The organism is Candidatus Nitrosopumilus sp., assembly GCF_965262695.1.
GTDB lineage: Archaea > Thermoproteota > Nitrososphaeria > Nitrososphaerales > Nitrosopumilaceae > Nitrosopumilus.
The window spans coordinates 757,025-775,074 of the sequence record NZ_OZ253550.1; the positions used below are offsets into that span (position 1 = coordinate 757,025).

Genomic DNA, 18,050 nt, shown 5'->3' on the forward strand with positions numbered 1-18,050 from the left:
CCTAAAACAAAGGAATATGGAATGCAGCATCTAATGCAACTGCAACAAAAATTATTGTGAGATAAGGCGCAGTTACTTTGTATGCTTTCCAAGCAAATTCAGATGTGGGAGTTTTTGTAAGTTTGTAATGATATGCCAACATAAGCCCACCAGATACAGTTGCAATTACAGTATATACAACACCCATTCCATCTGGAATAAAAGAAAGTATCAGAGAATAAGGAAGTAAGATCATTGTGTTTCCTAAGATATACTTGGAAGTTTTTTGCATTCCAATTACAACAGGCAACATTGGAACTTCAGCTTGTGCATACTCATCTTTAATTTTCATTGCAAGACACCAAAAGTGTGATGGAGTCCAAACAAAAACAAGAAATCCAACTAAGAATCCCAAAAGATCCATACTTCCAGTAGCTGCAGACCAACCAGCCCATGCAGCAGCGCTACCTGCAATACCGCCAATTACAATGTTTGAAGTGTTCAGACGTTTGAGCCAGGCAGTGTAGATTATTACATAAGAGAAAATTCCCACTGCAATAAAAAATGCAGAAACTGCATTCAATGCAAAAAATCCGTAAATAACAGATATGCAGCTTACAACCAAACCATAAATCAAAACATGAGATGCTGCCATCCGTCCAGATGGAATAGGTCTTTTACTTGTTCTTTCCATTTTTGGATCAATGTCTTTGTCATAATAGTGATTTAGAGCACTAGAACCGGCAGATGCCAATGCACCAGCTATAATGATGTGTAGATATGACCAATAATCAAGCTCAGGAGCACCTGGAACCAATTTACTTGCAGCATACATTGAGGTAACTGCAGTGATTACCAGAAGAACAACTATCCTTGGTTTGGATATCTCCATTATTTCATTAAATCCCAATCTCACTCTATCCTAGTCCAAAGCCATTTAATTTCTTCGTCTTTGATCCGTACCATTTCAAAAGGAATAAGTATCTCAGTCCTACCAGCTACGTTAAATGAGTAATTGGGACCTCATGATGCCAGGAATGGGACTCACAGCCATAGGATTGGCAGGAGTCGTCATATCATACGCTGAGATTGCACACACATTCATTGATGGAATGCATGCGTTGACTGGTCTTACTATGTTCATAGGAATGATCTTCTTAGCAACAGGCATCTTAGACGGAGGAGTCTCAACTAGCAATAGAGCAAAAGCAACAGTTTTGGTAATTGCGTCTATTTCACTAGGATTTGGAATGTTTGCATTTACAGCGAATACTTCAGCTTATACTGTTACAATAGCTGGAATTTTGATGGCAATAGCATTTCCAGCAATCATCATAGCATATCTTGCAATGAAGCATCCACAATACTTGAAACCGGTAGGTTCCATAGTAGGAATGGCATCAGCTGCAGGAATTATTGCATGGATTGGATTTGGGTTTGTTAGTCCAGATACATATTTGATTCCTGATGAAGTTACAGTTGAAGAGCCAAGTGCAGAAGAAGTTGCACCGGCAGGTCCAGTCTTTACAATTGAAATGTTAGAAGGTTCAGCTGAAGAAGGAAATCCAGATTATGCACCCGATGCAGCAGTTGTTCAACAAGGACATATTGTAGAATGGGTTAATGCAGATTCTGCAGCACACACAGCAACTAGTTCTGAAGACTTTGGAGAAACATTTGACACGGGATTGTTAGGTCCAGGTGAATCATTTACACTTGATACAACTAATTTAGGAATTGGTGAGTACGAATACTTCTGTATTGTACATCCTTGGATGGTTGCAACATTAACCGTTGAAGGGGCAAAAGAACCAATCAAAGTAGTAATGCCAGAAGGTGCAGCACTTCCAGAAGAAGGTCAAATCTATTATGATCCTGAAGTAATCACAATATCAGTTGGAGACACTGTTCTATGGGATAATGCAGATACTACTGTACACACTGTAACATCAGGTATGCCACCTACAGATTCAACAGGAGTGTTTGATTCTGAAATGATGATGGCAGGAGATAGTTTTGAATTTACATTTACAGAAGCAGGGACTTATGATTATTACTGTACATTCCATCCATGGATGGTAGGAACTGTTAACGTAGAATAGATTTGCAGAAAATTACATTATCAAGTTCAGATAAAAAAATTCTAACACAGCATGCTGAAAATGAAAAACCAAATGAATCATGTGCCATATTATTTGGTAAAGATGAAATCGTTTCAGAAATATTTTTGACAAAAAATATTGAAGAATCACCAGTAACCTTCACCATTTCAAATGAGCAGCTTATCGAAGGATACAAGATTGCAGAAGAAAAAAAAGTAGATGTGATAGGCATTTTTCATTCCCATCCAAATTCTGAGGCATATCCATCAAACACAGATAAGAAATTCATGCAAAGCAACCCCGTTGTATGGATAATTTACTCTGGAACAACCAAGGATTTTAGAGCATATCTACTAGAATCAGAGATAAAAGAAATTCCTATTGAAGAAAACTAAGATTTTCTAAATATGGCTTTTGTTCCATCAGCTATTTTAAGAATTGATTTGTCAGGTGAAATCACTTTACCAATAATGTTTACAGGTGATGCAGGAGTTATCTCCCCAGGTTCACCGATTGGAGTAGATCCATAAAACAAACAGATAGCTTTTCCTGTTGGCCAATAGGCAACATCATTTAGTTCTACAGGAGACTTTGCATTCTCTTCAGGTTGATTAATTGGTGATTTTGAAGAATAGATTTCATCACCCCAAACATTGAGATCCACAGTAAAGGGTAATTTTTCAACAAATTCATTTACAGTTTTTGGAGAATAAGTATCATCTAATTCTAAAATTATTTTTGATGAATCAACATCAACATGTATTGTATGTTTCATAATTTTCTAAAAGATTTGACATACATAAGAATACTCAGTTTACTCTATCTCGTAATTGATGACAATCACAAATACATCCTTTTTGACATTTGATTCTTTTACAGTCTGAACACATGTTTTTGTTCCAATAAGGTGCAGTGTTCATGTCAATACCTCTGAGTAATCTTGTAAGATCCTTTCTTCATCAAGATTATGATTCTAAGCAAAAAGATAATCCATATTCCCATCAATAGAACGTAAAGAACAGTGGCACCAGAATTTTCAGAAACCGGAGATTCTTCAATTTCTGAAGGTACCTCAAATGGAGTAACATATGAGATTCCAAGAAATATTGGTATTACAACAAGGATTATGATTGGCAGAACCATTTCTTACTAGTTGTATGGACTATAATTTGTAAAAATCTTTACTACAGAATGAAAGTAAATATCTCGAATATCATCTTCAGTTGAGACTGCCAATAAATTAACAATATCAGACGCAGTAACAATTCCAACAACAGCATCATTATCAATAACAGGTAATTTTCTAATCCCTCGTTCATGCATCAAATCAGCAGCAGATCTAACAGAATCATCAGAGCCAACGGAGAACATCGGGGAGGACATTATCTGTTTTACAGAAGTGGTTATAGGATAAGCATGAGCAACAACTTTTGCTGAAAAATCTCTATCAGTAACAATTCCAACAGGGGTGTTATGTTCCATTACAATTATTGCACCAACCTTTGCATCTTCCATCATTTTTGCAGCTTCATTTACATTCAAAGAAGAGTCAGCAGATATGACAGATTTTGTCATAATATCTCCAATAGTCAAGGTCTTTCCATTAGACATCTTACAATTAATTTACAGTAATTTGTTATTTTAGACTCTGCTAGAATATCAAGAGTGAAAATCATGACAGGTAATCATGAAATATTTTTAAATTGAAAATTCTTGAAAACATATCATGATAGGTAAGATTTCAAAAATTCTTGTCCCACTTGACGGTTCTTCAAATTCCTTTAGAGGGTTAGATATGGCAATTCATATGGCAAGAGAGAATCATGCGACAATTACAGGGATATACATACTTGGAATCACAAAACCTAGAACTAATGATCCAATAACACCTGTAGAAAAAATTCTATTAGAACATGCACAAAAGATTATGAGTAAAGCAAAACTAAAGGCAGCAAAAAAAGGAATTTTGTTTTTTGACAGAGTATCATATGGTGATGAAGGAAAAAGAATTGTAGAGATTGCTGATAAAAATAAGTTTGATCTTATAGTTATTGGTTCAAGAGGTATGGGAGCTGCAAAAGAGATGTTCTTGGGAAGCACATCAAATTATGTGCTACATAAATCAAAGAAACCAGTTCTAATCGCAAAATGATTTGTTCATGCATAATTACACAGGATTAGAATGTAGAATTTCATTTTGAATTAAATATGCCTTTTTTTGATTAAATTTATGGAAATTCACGTATACGACACTTATGTCAAAGCAGCAGACGGTCACACCATGCACTTTGATGTAATTACTGGTGAAAAAGACCACGACAAAGCCATCACATATGGTAAAGAGTGGTTAAAATCCATTGGAGAAGAAAATGCAACAATGACTCAAAATGAATGTCAATTTTGCCACTCCCAAGGAGCACCAGAGCCTGTTGAACAGGCAATTAAGGAAAACGGCTACTTTATCCAAAAAATGGAAGGCTGTCCTTAAACATTTTTTCCTTTTTCTACAAGACACATTTTTTAGATTAACAGGTATTCATCGTACATGAATGAACAAAAATATTCAAAGTGGACAGTAGAAGGAGATAAAAAAACAAAATGGATATGTGGTTGTTTTCAAACTGCAGATAACTATTTCAAATTCTGTGATTCACATAATGAAACTTTGAAAAAAGCAATTCAAGCTCAAATTGATGAGTTAGATATGACTTTGGTTGTTGAAGAATCTAAAGTGCAATAATTGCGACAAATGCAGATACAAATACGATTGCAATTGTATTTAGTAATTTGATTACAGTGTTAAGTGCAGGACCTGCTGTATCTTTGTATGGGTCACCAATAATATCACCAACTACTGCAACTTTGTGAACATCAGATCCTTTTTCGCCTTTCATTTCAACTAGTTTCTTTGCATTATCCCATGCACCACCAGTATTTGCCAAGTGGTATGCAAGTAGAATTCCAGTAACTAGAGAACCCATTAGCAATCCTGCTACTGCAGTTGGACCGAGCAATACTCCTAAAATGATGGGAGCGATAATTGCGACAAGTGCTGGTTTGTATAATTCTTTGATGGATGCAACAGTAGCAATGTCTACACATTTTGCATAATCTGGTTTTGATTTTCCTGTAAGAATACCACTATCAGCTTTGAATTGACGTCTAACTTCATCAACCATCTTTCCTGCTGCACGAGACACACCATTGATTAGTTGTCCAGTAATGATAAATGGAATTAAACCACCAATTAGCAATCCAACAACAACTGCCGGATTAGTCAAACTGTAATCTAAAGCACCTTCAAAGACGTGTGATGCTTCGAATTGGAATGCCTGAATCATTGCCAATGCAGCAAGAGCTGCACTTGCAATTGCAAAGCCTTTGGTTACAGCCTTTGTTGTATTTCCAACTGCATCAATTTCATCAGTGACTTTACGGTTTTCTTCTCCCATCCCAGTCATTTCAACAATACCACCTGCATTATCAGCAATTGGACCAAATGCATCAATACTAAGTACAATACCTGCAAGACTCAACATTGCCATTGCTGTCAATGCTGTACCAAAGATTCCGTAAAGAATTGGATCAGCACCTTCAGGTGCCGCTGCAGATGCAACACTGTATGAAATGATAATTGCAACAACTAGTGCAATCATGAATGGTCCAGTTGATTGCATTCCTTTGATAATTCCCATTAATGTTAATGATGCATAGCCCCATTTTGCAGAATCTGCAATTTCTTGAACAGGTCCTTTCTTGTAACTTGTATAAGTATCAGTGATTTTTTGGATTACTGGAACTAAGATTACGCCGATTACAGTAGAGCCAAACAAGGCATATGAGGCCATAGAGTCACCGATAAATTGTGTGATAAACACATAGTTTAGTCCAATTGCAATTGCAGCCGAGACATAAAACGAACGATTAAGCGGCTTCATTACATCTGTTATATTTTTGGAACCAACAATTACAACACCAATGATTGATGCAATCATTCCAGATGAACCAATTAGAATTGGATAAAGGAAAAAGTTTGGTGCGCCAATTAATGCAGCAATTAACAATGCGGCTAGAATAGTTACAATGTATGATTCGTAAACATCAGAGCCCATACCTGCTGCATCACCTACATTATCTCCCACATTATCTGCAATTGTTGCAGGGTTTCTAGGATCATCTTCAGGAATATTTGCTTCTACTTTTCCTACTAGGTCAGCACCCATGTCTGCTGCCTTTGTGAAAATACCACCACCAATTCGGATGAATAATGCAATAAGACTTGCACCGATACCTACACCTGCAATAGTGATTGGGTCGGGATAAATTAGATAAAGTCCTGTGATTGCTAACAATGCCATTGCAGGAACTGCAAGACCTACTGTTGCACCACCTCTAAATGCCATAGCAAAGGTTTGACCCAAGCCAGTACCACTTAGATTTGCAGCTCTTACTGCTGCTTTGACTGTAATTTTTAATGAAATGATTCCTGCAACTGCTGAAAGTGCTGCACCAACTGCAAATGCAATTCCGTTTGACGGAGTTAAGAATATACCAATAATCAAAGTAAGTGCTATAGCTACTGGAACAATAATTTTCATCTCTCTTTTGAGAAATGCAGAAGCTCCTTCTTTGACGGCATTTGAGATATCTAGCATCTCTTTTGTTCCAGCAGGTTGCTTTGAAATCCAAGCAACTAATCCACCAGCGACTAAAAATGATGCAATTCCTGCGATAAATGGCAGAATCTCAGAGATTTCCATGTTATACTCGCATGCCCAATTCTGGGAAATATAAATCAAATAGCGTTGGCTTTGCTTCTTTTTCTATATGGCAAAAAGGATTTGCCACGCAAACCCTGTCTTACTAGTTTGTTGAATCGTTTACCATGTGCAAGATATGGAAATCTCATATGGATCAGTTCATGAACAATTGTGTTTTCTAGAGTTTTCTCATCAGGAATTTTTCTCACATTTATGAAAACTAGGTTATGTTGAAGGTAAGATACTCCATAATACTTGTAAGCAGATGTACGTCTTCCTTCAGTCATCTCTTTTGGTGCATCAAGAACTTCTTTTGTTGTTAGTAGAATCATAGGTTCAGGTATTGAGAATCTATTAGAGTAAATTCCAACTTTTTCTAGAATTTGTAATTTTAGTTCAGGATCAAGCTTCACACAATCCAATCATGTAATCTGTGTTTATCTTGGAATGTCAATTCTTGTAAGAAATTTGGTTGATTTTCATTCTTCAAAATTAGGAATTAATAGGGTCAGAGGTTTTAGTAGTGTAATCATTAATCATACAGCCACCGTCTCATCATACCCCGTTATTCCATTAGATCAAGTAGACTTTGTACTTTATTTCTAATTTCTGAGGTAATTTTGACTATTACTAGTCCTTCGTTTGGTTGGCCATACATTACAACAGAGTCTTCAGGAGCATGAATGCAAACAGGCAACACCAAAAGGTCTTCCTCACCAGTTACAAGAATACGTATTGGAGATTTCATTGAAAATGCCTTTTTGATAATATCAATACTTTGAGGAGTAATTTCTGCAGGAGGATTGTCAACTGTAATCTCAGTGGCATTAACAAGTTTTGGCGGTTTTCTTTTTTCTCTTTTTTCAATACCATCTACAATTTGCAATGAGGGAGTCAAGTCAAAATCAATCATTTTTTCAGTAGTTCTATCACCAACTGTTATGATGTAGGAATTTTGTTCAATGTGTTTGAGAATATTTTCTTTGTTTGCTTGACTTTCAGGTAAAAGGATACCTAAAGGGATTTTCATTTGCTCTCTTAGAGAATCAGGTAACTTCACAAAAATCGATTCTAGTTTGTACTTGCCTCTGGAGCAGATTCTTCATTAGAGCCTTCAGACTCCATCTCTTCTTGAAGTTTTGCTGCAAGAATACTACATTGTGCTGCGATATTTTTTGCAGCAATTCTAAATGCATCAGCACTTGGAGAATCAGGAGTTGTAATCATGATTGGTTTTCCTACATCAGAACCAGACATGATTCCAGAGTTTAATGGGATTTCACCTAAGAAAGGCATGTTAAACTGTTCACTAATTTTCTTTGCACCACCATCACCAAAGATGTAATGTCTTTCATCACAGCTAGGACAAATAAAGTGACTCATGTTTTCAACAACACCAATGATTGGAACATTTAGTTTTTCAAACATTCCAATTGCTTTTACTGCAACGTTACTTGCAACATCTTGAGGAGTAGTAACAACTAGGATTCCAGTAATAGGAATTGTTTGTGCAAGAGTTAATGGGATATCACCAGTTCCAGGAGGAAGATCTACAATAAGATAATCCAAGTCAGACCAGTTTGTATCAACTAGGAATTGTTTAAGAATTCCGGAAATAATTGGACCACGATAAATTGCTGCTTGATGTGCTTGTTCTGCAAAGAAACCAAATGAAACAACTTTGAGACCGTTTGATTCTGCCGGTTGAAGTTTATTGTCTTCAACTTCCATAAATCCATCTTTCATTCCAAGCATTAATGGAATACTGGGACCATAGATATCTGCATCTAGTAATCCAACTTTAGCACCTGTTTGTTGCAGTGCCAAAGCTAAGTTCAGAGATACTGTTGATTTTCCTACACCGCCTTTTCCACTTGCAACACCGATAATGTTTTTGACTGTAGCCATTCCAGTGTCAGCATCAAGTGAACGTCCTTCCATTACTTTTGCAGTTACATTCATGTCAAAGTTTTTCAATTCAGTAAGTTCGCCAATTGCTTTTCTTACATCATCTTCAATTTCGACGTTGAAAGGGCATGCAGGAGTAGTTAATTCCAGTGTAAATTTCAAATTACCATCATTAAGTTCCAAGTCTTTGATCATTCCCATTGATACGATGTCTTTTTTCAAATCAGGATCAATTACAGTACTAAGTTTCTCAAGGACTTGATCTATGCCAACCATTGCGTCAAAAAACCCGTCTACATTATTTAAACATAAGTCGAAGCCAAAAAGAAATTGTCATTATTTTGCAAAATTAGCAAAATCTTTGGAAAAATGTGCCCAAATTACCCAAAGATTCATAAATTGAAATTCAAGAAAAACAGCACAGTTGTTTTCTATATCTACCCTAGTTGATGTTGTCAGGATTCCTCCAAGCTTGTTTGGAACCACACTCAAAAAGGCAGCAGTAAACATTCTCAAAGAAAAGTACGAGAGTATGATTAATGCAGATTTAGGTTACATCATTATGATTTTAGATGCTAAAGTTGACGAAATGGGAAAAATGATTGCCGGAGACGGCGGAACATTCCACAGAGTTCAATTTGAAGCATTGACATTTTATCCAAAATTACAAGAAATTGTACAAGGGGAAATCGTAGATATTACAGACTTTGGTGCATTTGTAAGAATTGGTCCTACCGATGCATTGCTTCACTTGTCACAAGTAATGGATGATTATCTTAAGAGCGATGTAAAATCTGGAATGATTTTGGCCAATCAAAGTGGAAGAACACTAAAAGTTGGTTCTACACTTCGTGCAAGAATTACTGCAGTATCATTAGGTAAAGCAGCAGCAATGGGAAAAATTGGAATTACATGTAGACAACCATTCCTTGGTGCAGATGAATGGATTGAAGAAGAGATTAAGAAATCTTCTGGTGGTGCAGAAGAACCAGCAAAAGAAGCTAAAGTAGAGGCAAGTTAAGATGGCACGAGAAATGGCATGCAGAAAATGCAAGTATGTAACTGTTGGAAAAGTTTGTCCAGTATGCAAATCATCAGATTTAACACCAGATTGGAGTGGAGTAGTGCTAGTAGTAGATCCAACAAACTCTGAGATTTCAAAAACACTTGGCATTACTCAGAAAGGCAAATACGCAATCAAAGTAACATAAAATTTCTAAATATTTAAAATCAAACTAGCGTTTTATCATAATGTTGTCATTTAATTCTAAAAAACAGTTATCACAATTTCTAGCTGAGGATATTGGTAAAGGGGACATCACAAGCGCACTATTACCAAAGAAAAAGATCACAGTTAGAATAATTTCAAGAGAATCTGCAATTGTTGGAGGAGTCAATTATGCAAAACAGATTTTCAAAATCAAAGGATGTAATGTAAGAATTTTGAAAAAAGATGGCTCAAAAATAAAGCCAAATGAAACTATAATGAGGGTATCAGGCAATGCTGGAAAAATTCTGACATGTGAAAGAACAGCATTGAATCTTTTAACAAGAATGAGTGGCATTGCAACTCAAACAAACGAACTTGTAAAAAAAATTCCAAAGAAAACAAAACTCTATGCTACAAGAAAGACAGCACCAGGATTACGATACTTTGACAAAGAAGCAGTAGAGATTGGAGGGGGTAAAAAACACAGATTACGACTAGATGAGATGGTTATGATTAAAGACAATCACATTGCAATAGGAAATTCATTAGAATCATTAATTAAAAAAGCAAAGAAGAGACATAGAAAATTTGAAGTTGAAGTTGAAAATACTCCAGATGCAGTTTTTGCTGCAAAAGAAGGCGCAACAATAATCATGTTAGATAACTTTACTCCAAATCAAATTAAAAAAACAATCATAGCTCTCAAAAATCAAAATTTGAGAAGAAAAGTTCTTCTTGAAGCGTCAGGAGGAATTAATTCCAAAAATATTTCCAGATATGGACAAACAGGAGTAGATATTATTTCAGTTGGAAGCATCACCAATTCTGTAAAAGGAATTGATATGAGTCTAGAAATTTAAGAATTTAGTTGAGACAGCAATTCAGAAACTGGTTTATTTTTTGGGTCAACTTCTTGAATTTTCTCACAACATTGAAGTGCTCTTTTCTTTTCACCTAGTTTTTGATGTGAATATGCTTTCAGAAGTAAGACATCAACATCATAAGAGCCGATTTCAAGGGCTTTATCAAAATGAGATATTGCAGTTTTGTACTTTTTTTTCAAATAATAGATTCCACCTATGGTAAACAATGCATCATGATTGTTTGGCACCATTCTAAGATATTCTGTGCCTGATTTTAGGGCTTCATCATATTTTTTTTGTTTGGCCAATTTTTTAAATTCTTTGAATTTTTCTTGATTTCTTTTTTGATTAGGATCCTTTGGAGTTCTACTGAATAATCCAACCAAAATAGTCACACAATTAGCTTATTGCAAGCATTCTATCAATTGCCAAACGGGCCTTGTCTGCAATTTCTTTTGGAACAGTTACAATATTTTTTTCATTTACAAGTGCATCATGAACTTTTTCAAGCGTAATCATCTTCATGTATTGACATTCAGCTTTTTCAGAAGCTGGAATGAATTTCTTATCAGGGTTTTGTTGTCTCATTCTGTATAATATTCCAGTTTCAGTTGCAACAACAAAGTTTTTAGCTTTTGATTCTTTTACATGATTTAGCATTCCTTCAGTCGAAAGAATTGAAACTTTTTGATCATCAAAACTTCCATCAGCAACATCATACATCATGGGGGTAGTACAACTACATTCAGGATGAATTACAAATTCTGCATCTTTCATTGAATCTAGTTTTTTAGTAACATCTTCAGGAGTTATTCCTGCATGGACATGACACTCACCTGCCCAGATATGCATATTTTTTCTACCAGTCATTTTTGCAACATAAGATCCCAAGAACATATCAGGCAAGAATAAAATTTCTTTATCTTCAGAAATTGCTTTAACCACATTTACTGCGTTTGATGATGTACAACAATAATCAAGTTCGGCTTTAATTTCTGCAGTGGTGTTAACATATCCAACTGCAATTGCACCTGGATGTTGTTTCTTCCAATTTCTTAATTCATCAACAGTAATTGAATCAGACAAGGAACACCCAGCTTCTAAATCAGGTAGGATTACTTTCTTTTGAGGACTGATTATTGCAGCAGTTTCAGCCATAAAGTTTACACCGCAGAAAAGGATAGTCTTTTGTGGAACTTTTGCTGCTTGTCTTGATAATCCCAAGGAATCACCTGTAAAATCTGCCACATCTTGAACCTCAGGAATTTGATAATTATGGGCAAGAATGATCACGTCTTTTTCTTTTTTGAGACGTTCAATCTCTTCTTTGAGTTGAGAGGTTTGTTGTACGAGCATAAACCATAGAAAATTTGAGGGGTGAGGATTTAAAGAATGGGATCGTGCCCATAATTTTCATACATCTGAACAATAGTGGCAATTATTGCCAGATTATGTGCCAATTTGAATATCATCAGAACAATACTTTTTCAGAGTTTCAATTGCGGACAAAATTGCCAATCTGCTTGTTTTTGGATTGTTTGCGTCAGGAACATTTTCGATTGTAAATGTCATCTTTCCAAACTTTCCTGCAGCTTCAATATGGTGTGTATTTTTATCAGTATTGGGATCTGCAATAATTTTTACATCAGTTTTTTCACTTCCTATTCCAGTTAATGATAAGAGTGCTGCAACATTGATGTTTGCAGGAAATAGCATAACAGCTTCTTTTGCAGTTCCCTCATATACCACAGTGTGGGAACTGATTTCATCTAAATTAATTTCAGAAGTTTCAAAAAACTTTGCACCCTTTAATGAACGTGGGTGTTTTGTTGTTGTAATGGATATAGATTCCAATTCATTTTTAATTGATTTGATCCCATCTAGTCCTGCAATAGCTCCTGAGGGAAGATGGATCGTTTTTTTGAAGTCTTTACATGCATCTGATAAAATATCATAAATTGATTCATCAAGCAATGCACCTACGCTCATGATCATCAAATCTTTTTTGTTTTGTAGAACACTTAGTGCAACGTCTTTTACTGCATCTTGAGATGCTGCCTCGACAACAATATCTATATGCTGAGAAGATAGTAGATGGGAGTTTTCAACAATTTCTGGTTTATTATTTAGTTTTTGAACAAGAGCAGATGAGGCATCTTTTGATGAATCATACACATGTGTTAAAACTGCGGGAAAATTTTCAGAATCAATTGCTAATGCAATTTGAGTTCCCATGGAACCACATCCAAGAAGAGCTATTCGTTTCAAACAGAATATCTAGAAAACATCACTTAATTAATTCTAGGTAAACTATTTCCAAAGGGGAATTTTCTGGCAAAAAATACCAACCCTACAATAGAAATTGCCAAAATCAAAGTTGTGTAGGCTCCAAATTCAGGAATAATGTGAGTTCCAATAATTTCAATATTTTTTGTATTCTTGTCAATTATGAATCCAATTACATGATCTGTTGGAAATTTCATCAAATCATATCTAGTATCAATGCCATCAACAAATATTGTGAATTTTTCATTTTCTGCATAAAGTACATTATCAGGGATTCTAACCCAAAAATCAGTTTTTTCTGGAACACTTTCCATTACAATATCAATTGATTTGTTTTCTTGATTGATATTCATAGAAGAAAGAATTGGGTAAGATGTTTTAGAACTCATGTCATCAAGACTACCACGATATCCATAGTAGACATCATAGGATTTGTCATCAAAGAAAAATGTAACCTTATCAGATTCTAATTGTGAAATATCAAGATATTGTCCAAATGCTTCAATATCCAAAACATGTTCTGCATAGACATTTACTGGAAGAATCATTAGAGACAACAAAACTACAACCGATACAAAATATTGACATTTCATATTTAATTTAGAAAATTCTCAGATATATTCAGTATCGATATTTTCTCCGTTGATTTTCAGTGTTGAGATTAAAGCGTATAATTGATTATCAAATTATTTATGCAAAGAAACTCAAAAAAAAATTATGAAATTATCCCAAGTTTTAACAATTTTTACAGTATTTTGTTTAATTGCTATTCAACCAGCATTTGGAGATGTAGAATCACCAAGAAAACAAATCAAATTTGGGATTATGCCAGAAAAAATAACCTGTAACGAAGGGTTGGTTTTGATGTTAAAAATATCAGGTATGCCAGCTTGTGTAAAGCCAACTACTGCAGAAAGATTAGAAGAGAGGGGTTGGAAAGAAGTTATTCAAAAATTTGAGAGAGCAGAAAAAGAAATTGAAAACATTCCTGCATCTCAAGGCTCTAGTGTAAATTTCTATATCACAGATGATGATCTAAACACAAGTCACAGTGGTGTTGATACAATTAACATCGAGGAACTCTTTGAATTCACAATTAATGGAATTCCAATTCAAGGGCCAGAAACAATGGTTGAAACAGGACCAGATACAGGAAAATTCTATTTGAAACTAGATTTACCTAACGAAATTGATGGAAAAACAATTTCACAAGATGATGTGGTTTTGATTCGCTATTTAGACCAAACAGACGCTGCAGGTGAAAAAAGAGTTCTGACAAAATCATTTGTGCTTAGCCAAACATTTGCAAAAGTAGAAACTTCTGGAGGAGGTTCTAGAATAGGTCACGAGTTTACATTAAGAATCTACGAACCAGATGCAAACAAAGATTCAAAAGATGAAGACAAAATTCCTCTTAGTTCATTTGAATATAGAGGAGATGGCGGAATTAGAACCACTCTAGCAAATCCTAGATTTGATGCAAATTCTAGTTCATTGATTGAAACAGGTCCCAATACAAGTACATTTGAAGTAAAGATCAAGATTCCAAGAGAATTAGATGGTCAAACAATTCACATCGGAGACAAATATGAAATTAGGTATATTGACAGAAGTACTCCTTCAGGAACAGAAGAGAAGGTAATCTTCAAAGGAAGAATTGGATAGATGGATCAGTTTTGTCAAGGTTCAGTATAACCTAAAGATTTTATTCAAACCAACGAACTATTGTTGTGCTCAATACTGTATACAAAGATGCCATCATCAATAGAGACAAGATGTTATCTATCCTAAAGGGTCCAAAATTTGAGCAAATAATACAAAAGGCAAGAGAGAATTGGATAGAATTTACGCCTGTAAAAGAAGAAGTTGTTACTGCAGGTATTGATTCAAGTTTTAACAATACAAAATTCCAAGGAATTGAGCTTTGGGCAACTACAGCGGTATCCATAAAGGCAGATGGCGAAGTACTAGTTGATTTACACGAGTCAGGATTAGGCTCAGATACGGACCTTTCACGAATTGCAAGTAAGATGGAGATTGATGCTTGTGAGAAAACGGTAGACCAAGTAGATTTGGTTTTAATGGATGGCTCTTTGCATTCTCAATTCATGACAAGACAATCAACATTAGATGCACAAGTAGTAAGAACAATGAGAAAAAAGGACAATGTAATTTTCATTGCAAAAACATCAAACACAAAAAAACAATTTGAAAAATTAGGTTCTCTTGCAGGAGATATTTTCTACTATAATCATGTCACAAATAATCCAGGATTTAGCAAATTATTTGTAGAAAAAAAATATGGTTCTGATAAAGTAATATCATCTACGTTTGCCAGACTTAGTGATTCTACACCAATAATAAAACTAGAATTTTTAGGAGAACAACATGATGAAAATGACATAAAATCAGTCATGAATAAATTATACAAAACAAGTATTGGTGGATATCCATATGCACTAAAGCTTGCACATAATAACTGTAAAATATCTGATAAAGAACTTGCAAAAATGGTTAGTTTGTTAGGTCTAAGTAATGAGATCGGTTCACGTGAGGTATTAGGTTGAGTTTAGGATTTGTGATTGGGGAATCAAAACCAACATTTGTTACTGCAATCACAGCAAGAGCTTTATCTGTTGGAGAATACATTAAGATTGGTTCTGATGAAGGAGAGATTCTAGGACTCGTAGAAAAGTCATCGGTAACTAGTGCAGCATTTACAGATGTTAGAAATTTTGATGAAGCAGTTGAAAGCACAGAAATTGCAGAACTAAACAAAAGAGACAAAACATTTACTGCACATATTGGAATTTTGGGGTTTTTGGAAAATTTGAGAAAAGGCCAGTCAATTATTCCTGCAATTCCACCTATTCCAGGCACAGAAATCACTCAACCAAGTAAGCAAGATTTGGAAGAAATCTTTAGTCCTAAAAATGATGGATGGGTAAAGATTGGAAATCTTTTGAGAAACAAAACAATTGATGCAAAAGTGAATTTAGATAAGATTGTCTCAAGACATTTAGGGATTTTAGCAATGACTGGTATGGGTAAAAGTAATCTCGTATCACTAGTTACAAAACAAATTTCAAAATTAAAAGGAACAGTAATAATTTTTGATTACCATAATGACTACACAGCATTAAACATTCCAAGAATTAATGTAGTTGACGCAAAGATTAATCCAAGATTACTTGATGCAGATCAACTTTCAGAAGTTTTAGAGATTAGAGACGGTGCAAATGTTCAACAAAGGGTTTTGAGAATGGCATTTACAAAACATGTTAAAGAATCAAAAGAGTTTTGGAGTAAATTAGAAAATGAGATAGAGTTTATTGTAAATTCAGAAGATAAAAAACTAAAAGAAATCAGAACATCAGCATATAGAGTTCAAGACATCATAGAGGAATCTCAAAAAAGATTTGAAGATATTTTGGATCCGGATATGGGAGATCCAATTAGTTTTATCAAAGAAGGACGCACTAATGTTCTCAACATTTCAGAATTATCTGAAAAACAAGCAAATGTTGCAGTGGCATTTTACTTGCAACAACTACTCAAAGATAGAAAAGATGCAAGTATTGCAAGACACGGTAAAAGCAAGAGAGAGAGAAACTATAGATTCAATTCTCCAATTTTTGTAATTATTGAAGAAGCACATGTTTTCATTCCAAAAGACCACGATACTAGTGCAAAATATTGGGCAGCAAAAATTGCCAGAGAAGGAAGGAAATTCGGATTAGGATTAGGAGTGGTATCCCAGAGACCTCGAAGTGTGGATCTTAATGTTCTCAGCCAAATGGGTTCTTTTGCAATAATGAAGATAATTCAAGAAGATGATCAACGCCAAATAGCCTCAGCAACAGAGTCAACTAGCCGTGAATTGATTGCTCAGTTAACCTCACTAAACGTAGGAGATGCAGTCCTAGTCGGACAATGGACTAACTTGCCATCACTAGTACATGTTGAAGAAGTTAAAGAGAAAATTATGGGAGCAGACCAAAGCGCAGTAAATGCCTGGGCTAATGCAGAAAAAATGAAAGAAGTTGCAGTAGAATCAACACAAGGATTAGTTAAGAAGGATTTGTTATTAGAATAGGTAGGAACATGACAAAAAGAAACAAAAAATCAAAATCATCAGACAATCCTAAAACTAAATTCGTTGTGATGGGAATTATAGGTGCAATAGTTATAGGAATTGTTTCTTTTGGAATCATTAGTCCAGATTCTTTTATTGTTGGGAATTCTTCAGATAGTCATTTATCATTAGATCCAAATGCAAGTTATCCTATTCTTGGTTCACCATCAGCCCCAGTAACTATTGTAGAATTTGGAGATTATCAATGTCCATTTTGTCAGAAATGGAACATGCAAACCAAACCATCTATTGTAAAAAATTTTATTGAGACTGGAAAAGCTAAGCTAATTTTTATTGATTATACAATAATTGGACCGGATTCAATTAAAGCTCATGCGGGAAGTTATTGTGCAGGAGACCAAGGGAAGTATTGGGAATATCATGATTATTTGTATTCTAAACAAGGACATGAAAATAATGGTTGGGTAAATTCAGAGAATCTAAAACTGTTAGTCAGAGACATGGACGGAATTGACATAGAATCATTTTCACAGTGTCTAGATTCTGGAAAATATGAAGAAAAAGTAAGAAATAATAAAAATATTGCAACTAAAGCAGGTGTCGACTCTACTCCATCATTTGTGATAGTTGGCCCATCAGAAGAAGCAATTCCCATTACAGGTGCTCAGCCATACACAGTTTTTGAGAGAACGATAGAAGAATTACTTACTTGATCTGAATCCATACAAGACAAGATATTGTTTAATTTTTGGAAAGTGATTGTAATCAAAAAACACATTGATATTACTAAATACAGCCTCAATATGACTAAAAACATGCCTAAAATCAAGGAAATTTATCTGAAAT

The 18,050-nt window shown here is 34.9% G+C and carries 24 protein-coding genes; 12 read left to right on the forward strand and 12 right to left on the reverse strand.

Translation table 11 applies throughout. From position 1 onward, the window contains the following. Nucleotide 1: 1 nt before the first annotated feature. Complete coding sequence (locus ACQY2P_RS04645) at nucleotides 2-889, reverse strand: heme o synthase (protein WP_428327218.1); 888 nt, start codon at nucleotides 887-889, stop codon at nucleotides 2-4. Nucleotides 890-986: 97 nt separating this feature from the next. On the opposite strand from ACQY2P_RS04645, the gene ACQY2P_RS04650 reads away from it, so the two are divergent. Both ACQY2P_RS04650 and ACQY2P_RS04655 read left to right on the forward strand, forming a co-directional pair. Further along, nucleotides 987-2,081 (forward strand): cupredoxin domain-containing protein, encoded by a 1,095-nt coding sequence (locus tag ACQY2P_RS04650; protein WP_428327219.1) that lies wholly within the window; start codon nucleotides 987-989, stop codon nucleotides 2,079-2,081. 2 nt (nucleotides 2,082-2,083) lie between these two features. Beyond that, nucleotides 2,084-2,476, forward strand: a complete 393-nt coding sequence (locus ACQY2P_RS04655) for a Mov34/MPN/PAD-1 family protein (protein WP_428327220.1) — start codon at nucleotides 2,084-2,086, stop codon at nucleotides 2,474-2,476. Here the strand turns inward: ACQY2P_RS04655 and ACQY2P_RS04660 are convergent. The 3 genes from ACQY2P_RS04660 to ACQY2P_RS04670 all read right to left on the reverse strand — a co-directional run bounded on the left by ACQY2P_RS04660 (nucleotide 2,473) and on the right by ACQY2P_RS04670 (nucleotide 3,692). Further along, the gene (locus ACQY2P_RS04660; RefSeq protein WP_428327221.1) at nucleotides 2,473-2,856 is read right to left on the reverse strand and encodes a cyclophilin-like fold protein; all 384 of its coding nucleotides are present in this window, start codon (nucleotides 2,854-2,856) and stop codon (nucleotides 2,473-2,475) included. The genes ACQY2P_RS04655 and ACQY2P_RS04660 overlap by 4 nt on opposite strands. A gap of 146 nt (nucleotides 2,857-3,002) precedes the next feature. Beyond that, complete coding sequence (locus ACQY2P_RS04665; RefSeq protein WP_428327222.1) at nucleotides 3,003-3,224, reverse strand: hypothetical protein; 222 nt, start codon at nucleotides 3,222-3,224, stop codon at nucleotides 3,003-3,005. A 6-nt stretch (nucleotides 3,225-3,230) separates the two neighbouring features. Further along, entirely contained in the window at nucleotides 3,231-3,692 is a 462-nt protein-coding gene (locus ACQY2P_RS04670; RefSeq protein ID WP_428327223.1) for a CBS domain-containing protein, read from the reverse strand. Between the two features lie 115 nt (nucleotides 3,693-3,807). On the opposite strand from ACQY2P_RS04670, the gene ACQY2P_RS04675 reads away from it, so the two are divergent. From ACQY2P_RS04675 to ACQY2P_RS04685, 3 genes are all read left to right on the forward strand, one after another. Continuing rightward, nucleotides 3,808-4,233 carry a universal stress protein gene (locus ACQY2P_RS04675; RefSeq protein ID WP_428327224.1) on the forward strand — a complete coding sequence of 142 codons (426 nt, stop codon included), beginning with the start codon at nucleotides 3,808-3,810 and terminating at the stop codon, nucleotides 4,231-4,233. Nucleotides 4,234-4,311: 78 nt separating this feature from the next. Then, nucleotides 4,312-4,569: a DUF2024 family protein gene (locus tag ACQY2P_RS04680; RefSeq protein WP_428327225.1), complete on the forward strand. Its 258-nt coding sequence runs from the start codon at nucleotides 4,312-4,314 to the stop codon at nucleotides 4,567-4,569. A 57-nt stretch (nucleotides 4,570-4,626) separates the two neighbouring features. Next, nucleotides 4,627-4,821 (forward strand): hypothetical protein, encoded by a 195-nt coding sequence (locus tag ACQY2P_RS04685; RefSeq protein ID WP_428327226.1) that lies wholly within the window; start codon nucleotides 4,627-4,629, stop codon nucleotides 4,819-4,821. Here the strand turns inward: ACQY2P_RS04685 and ACQY2P_RS04690 are convergent. The 4 genes from ACQY2P_RS04690 to ACQY2P_RS04705 form a co-directional block, all read right to left on the reverse strand. Beyond that, on the reverse strand, nucleotides 4,808-6,841 hold the full coding sequence (locus tag ACQY2P_RS04690) for a sodium-translocating pyrophosphatase (RefSeq protein WP_428327227.1): 2,034 nt from the start codon (nucleotides 6,839-6,841) through the stop codon (nucleotides 4,808-4,810). The two genes, ACQY2P_RS04685 and ACQY2P_RS04690, sit on opposite strands and share 14 nt — an antisense overlap. A gap of 35 nt (nucleotides 6,842-6,876) precedes the next feature. Further along, nucleotides 6,877-7,254: a hypothetical protein gene (locus tag ACQY2P_RS04695; RefSeq protein ID WP_428327228.1), complete on the reverse strand. Its 378-nt coding sequence runs from the start codon at nucleotides 7,252-7,254 to the stop codon at nucleotides 6,877-6,879. 152 nt (nucleotides 7,255-7,406) lie between these two features. Further along, a complete protein-coding gene (locus ACQY2P_RS04700) occupies nucleotides 7,407-7,871 on the reverse strand; it encodes a GTP-dependent dephospho-CoA kinase family protein (protein WP_428327229.1) in 465 nt (154 codons plus the stop codon). A gap of 41 nt (nucleotides 7,872-7,912) precedes the next feature. Beyond that, nucleotides 7,913-9,025, reverse strand: coding sequence for an Mrp/NBP35 family ATP-binding protein (locus tag ACQY2P_RS04705; RefSeq protein ID WP_428327230.1), 1,113 nt, complete (start codon nucleotides 9,023-9,025; stop codon nucleotides 7,913-7,915). Nucleotides 9,026-9,173: 148 nt separating this feature from the next. On the opposite strand from ACQY2P_RS04705, the gene ACQY2P_RS04710 reads away from it, so the two are divergent. Genes ACQY2P_RS04710 through nadC form a run of 3 tightly spaced genes read left to right on the forward strand, consistent with a single transcriptional unit; the run spans nucleotide 9,174 to nucleotide 10,819 of the window. After that, nucleotides 9,174-9,770: a DNA-directed RNA polymerase gene (locus ACQY2P_RS04710; protein ID WP_012215618.1), complete on the forward strand. Its 597-nt coding sequence runs from the start codon at nucleotides 9,174-9,176 to the stop codon at nucleotides 9,768-9,770. Between the two features lies 1 nt (nucleotide 9,771). Beyond that, complete coding sequence (gene spt4, locus ACQY2P_RS04715; protein WP_012215619.1) at nucleotides 9,772-9,960, forward strand: transcription elongation factor subunit Spt4; 189 nt, start codon at nucleotides 9,772-9,774, stop codon at nucleotides 9,958-9,960. 40 nt (nucleotides 9,961-10,000) lie between these two features. Further along, a complete protein-coding gene (gene nadC, locus ACQY2P_RS04720) occupies nucleotides 10,001-10,819 on the forward strand; it encodes a carboxylating nicotinate-nucleotide diphosphorylase (RefSeq protein ID WP_428327231.1) in 819 nt (272 codons plus the stop codon). Here the strand turns inward: nadC and ACQY2P_RS04725 are convergent. From ACQY2P_RS04725 to ACQY2P_RS04740, 4 genes are all read right to left on the reverse strand, one after another. Next, the gene (locus ACQY2P_RS04725; RefSeq protein ID WP_428327232.1) at nucleotides 10,816-11,217 is read right to left on the reverse strand and encodes a tetratricopeptide repeat protein; all 402 of its coding nucleotides are present in this window, start codon (nucleotides 11,215-11,217) and stop codon (nucleotides 10,816-10,818) included. The genes nadC and ACQY2P_RS04725 overlap by 4 nt on opposite strands. Before the next feature lie 4 nt (nucleotides 11,218-11,221). Next, nucleotides 11,222-12,178 carry a quinolinate synthase NadA gene (nadA, locus tag ACQY2P_RS04730; protein WP_428327233.1) on the reverse strand — a complete coding sequence of 319 codons (957 nt, stop codon included), beginning with the start codon at nucleotides 12,176-12,178 and terminating at the stop codon, nucleotides 11,222-11,224. Nucleotides 12,179-12,271: 93 nt separating this feature from the next. After that, complete coding sequence (locus ACQY2P_RS04735; protein WP_428327234.1) at nucleotides 12,272-13,090, reverse strand: aspartate dehydrogenase; 819 nt, start codon at nucleotides 13,088-13,090, stop codon at nucleotides 12,272-12,274. Nucleotides 13,091-13,113: 23 nt separating this feature from the next. Beyond that, nucleotides 13,114-13,656, reverse strand: coding sequence for a PEFG-CTERM sorting domain-containing protein (locus ACQY2P_RS04740; protein ID WP_428327235.1), 543 nt, complete (start codon nucleotides 13,654-13,656; stop codon nucleotides 13,114-13,116). Nucleotides 13,657-13,825: 169 nt separating this feature from the next. Here ACQY2P_RS04740 and ACQY2P_RS04745 point away from each other — a divergent pair, with 169 nt between their 5' ends. From ACQY2P_RS04745 to ACQY2P_RS04760, 4 genes are all read left to right on the forward strand, one after another. Then, nucleotides 13,826-14,773, forward strand: coding sequence for a hypothetical protein (locus ACQY2P_RS04745; RefSeq protein ID WP_428327236.1), 948 nt, complete (start codon nucleotides 13,826-13,828; stop codon nucleotides 14,771-14,773). Nucleotides 14,774-14,883: 110 nt separating this feature from the next. Further along, the gene (locus tag ACQY2P_RS04750) at nucleotides 14,884-15,675 is read left to right on the forward strand and encodes a DNA double-strand break repair nuclease NurA (RefSeq protein WP_428327270.1); all 792 of its coding nucleotides are present in this window, start codon (nucleotides 14,884-14,886) and stop codon (nucleotides 15,673-15,675) included. Further along, a complete protein-coding gene (locus ACQY2P_RS04755; protein ID WP_428327237.1) occupies nucleotides 15,672-17,204 on the forward strand; it encodes a helicase HerA domain-containing protein in 1,533 nt (510 codons plus the stop codon). Before ACQY2P_RS04750 ends, ACQY2P_RS04755 begins: the two co-directional genes overlap by 4 nt. An 8-nt stretch (nucleotides 17,205-17,212) precedes the next feature. Beyond that, nucleotides 17,213-17,917 carry a DsbA family protein gene (locus tag ACQY2P_RS04760; protein ID WP_428327238.1) on the forward strand — a complete coding sequence of 235 codons (705 nt, stop codon included), beginning with the start codon at nucleotides 17,213-17,215 and terminating at the stop codon, nucleotides 17,915-17,917. Nucleotides 17,918-18,050 lie beyond the last annotated feature (133 nt).

Coding starts and splice junctions, on each gene's coding strand:
- ACQY2P_RS04650 (WP_428327219.1), top strand. CDS start 987: ATGAGTAATTGGGACCTCATGATGCCAGGAATGGGACTCACAGCCATA.
- ACQY2P_RS04660 (WP_428327221.1), bottom strand. CDS start 2,856: ATGAAACATACAATACATGTTGATGTTGATTCATCAAAAATAATTTTA.
- ACQY2P_RS04665 (WP_428327222.1), bottom strand. CDS start 3,224: ATGGTTCTGCCAATCATAATCCTTGTTGTAATACCAATATTTCTTGGA.
- ACQY2P_RS04670 (WP_428327223.1), bottom strand. CDS start 3,692: ATGTCTAATGGAAAGACCTTGACTATTGGAGATATTATGACAAAATCT.
- ACQY2P_RS04675 (WP_428327224.1), top strand. CDS start 3,808: ATGATAGGTAAGATTTCAAAAATTCTTGTCCCACTTGACGGTTCTTCA.
- ACQY2P_RS04680 (WP_428327225.1), top strand. CDS start 4,312: ATGGAAATTCACGTATACGACACTTATGTCAAAGCAGCAGACGGTCAC.
- ACQY2P_RS04685 (WP_428327226.1), top strand. CDS start 4,627: ATGAATGAACAAAAATATTCAAAGTGGACAGTAGAAGGAGATAAAAAA.
- ACQY2P_RS04690 (WP_428327227.1), bottom strand. CDS start 6,841: ATGGAAATCTCTGAGATTCTGCCATTTATCGCAGGAATTGCATCATTT.
- ACQY2P_RS04700 (WP_428327229.1), bottom strand. CDS start 7,871: ATGAAAATCCCTTTAGGTATCCTTTTACCTGAAAGTCAAGCAAACAAA.
- ACQY2P_RS04705 (WP_428327230.1), bottom strand. CDS start 9,025: ATGGTTGGCATAGATCAAGTCCTTGAGAAACTTAGTACTGTAATTGAT.
- spt4 (WP_012215619.1), top strand. CDS start 9,772: ATGGCACGAGAAATGGCATGCAGAAAATGCAAGTATGTAACTGTTGGA.
- nadC (WP_428327231.1), top strand. CDS start 10,001: ATGTTGTCATTTAATTCTAAAAAACAGTTATCACAATTTCTAGCTGAG.
- nadA (WP_428327233.1), bottom strand. CDS start 12,178: ATGCTCGTACAACAAACCTCTCAACTCAAAGAAGAGATTGAACGTCTC.
- ACQY2P_RS04740 (WP_428327235.1), bottom strand. CDS start 13,656: ATGATTCTTCCAGTAAATGTCTATGCAGAACATGTTTTGGATATTGAA.
- ACQY2P_RS04745 (WP_428327236.1), top strand. CDS start 13,826: ATGAAATTATCCCAAGTTTTAACAATTTTTACAGTATTTTGTTTAATT.
- ACQY2P_RS04750 (WP_428327270.1), top strand. CDS start 14,884: ATGTTATCTATCCTAAAGGGTCCAAAATTTGAGCAAATAATACAAAAG.
- ACQY2P_RS04760 (WP_428327238.1), top strand. CDS start 17,213: ATGACAAAAAGAAACAAAAAATCAAAATCATCAGACAATCCTAAAACT.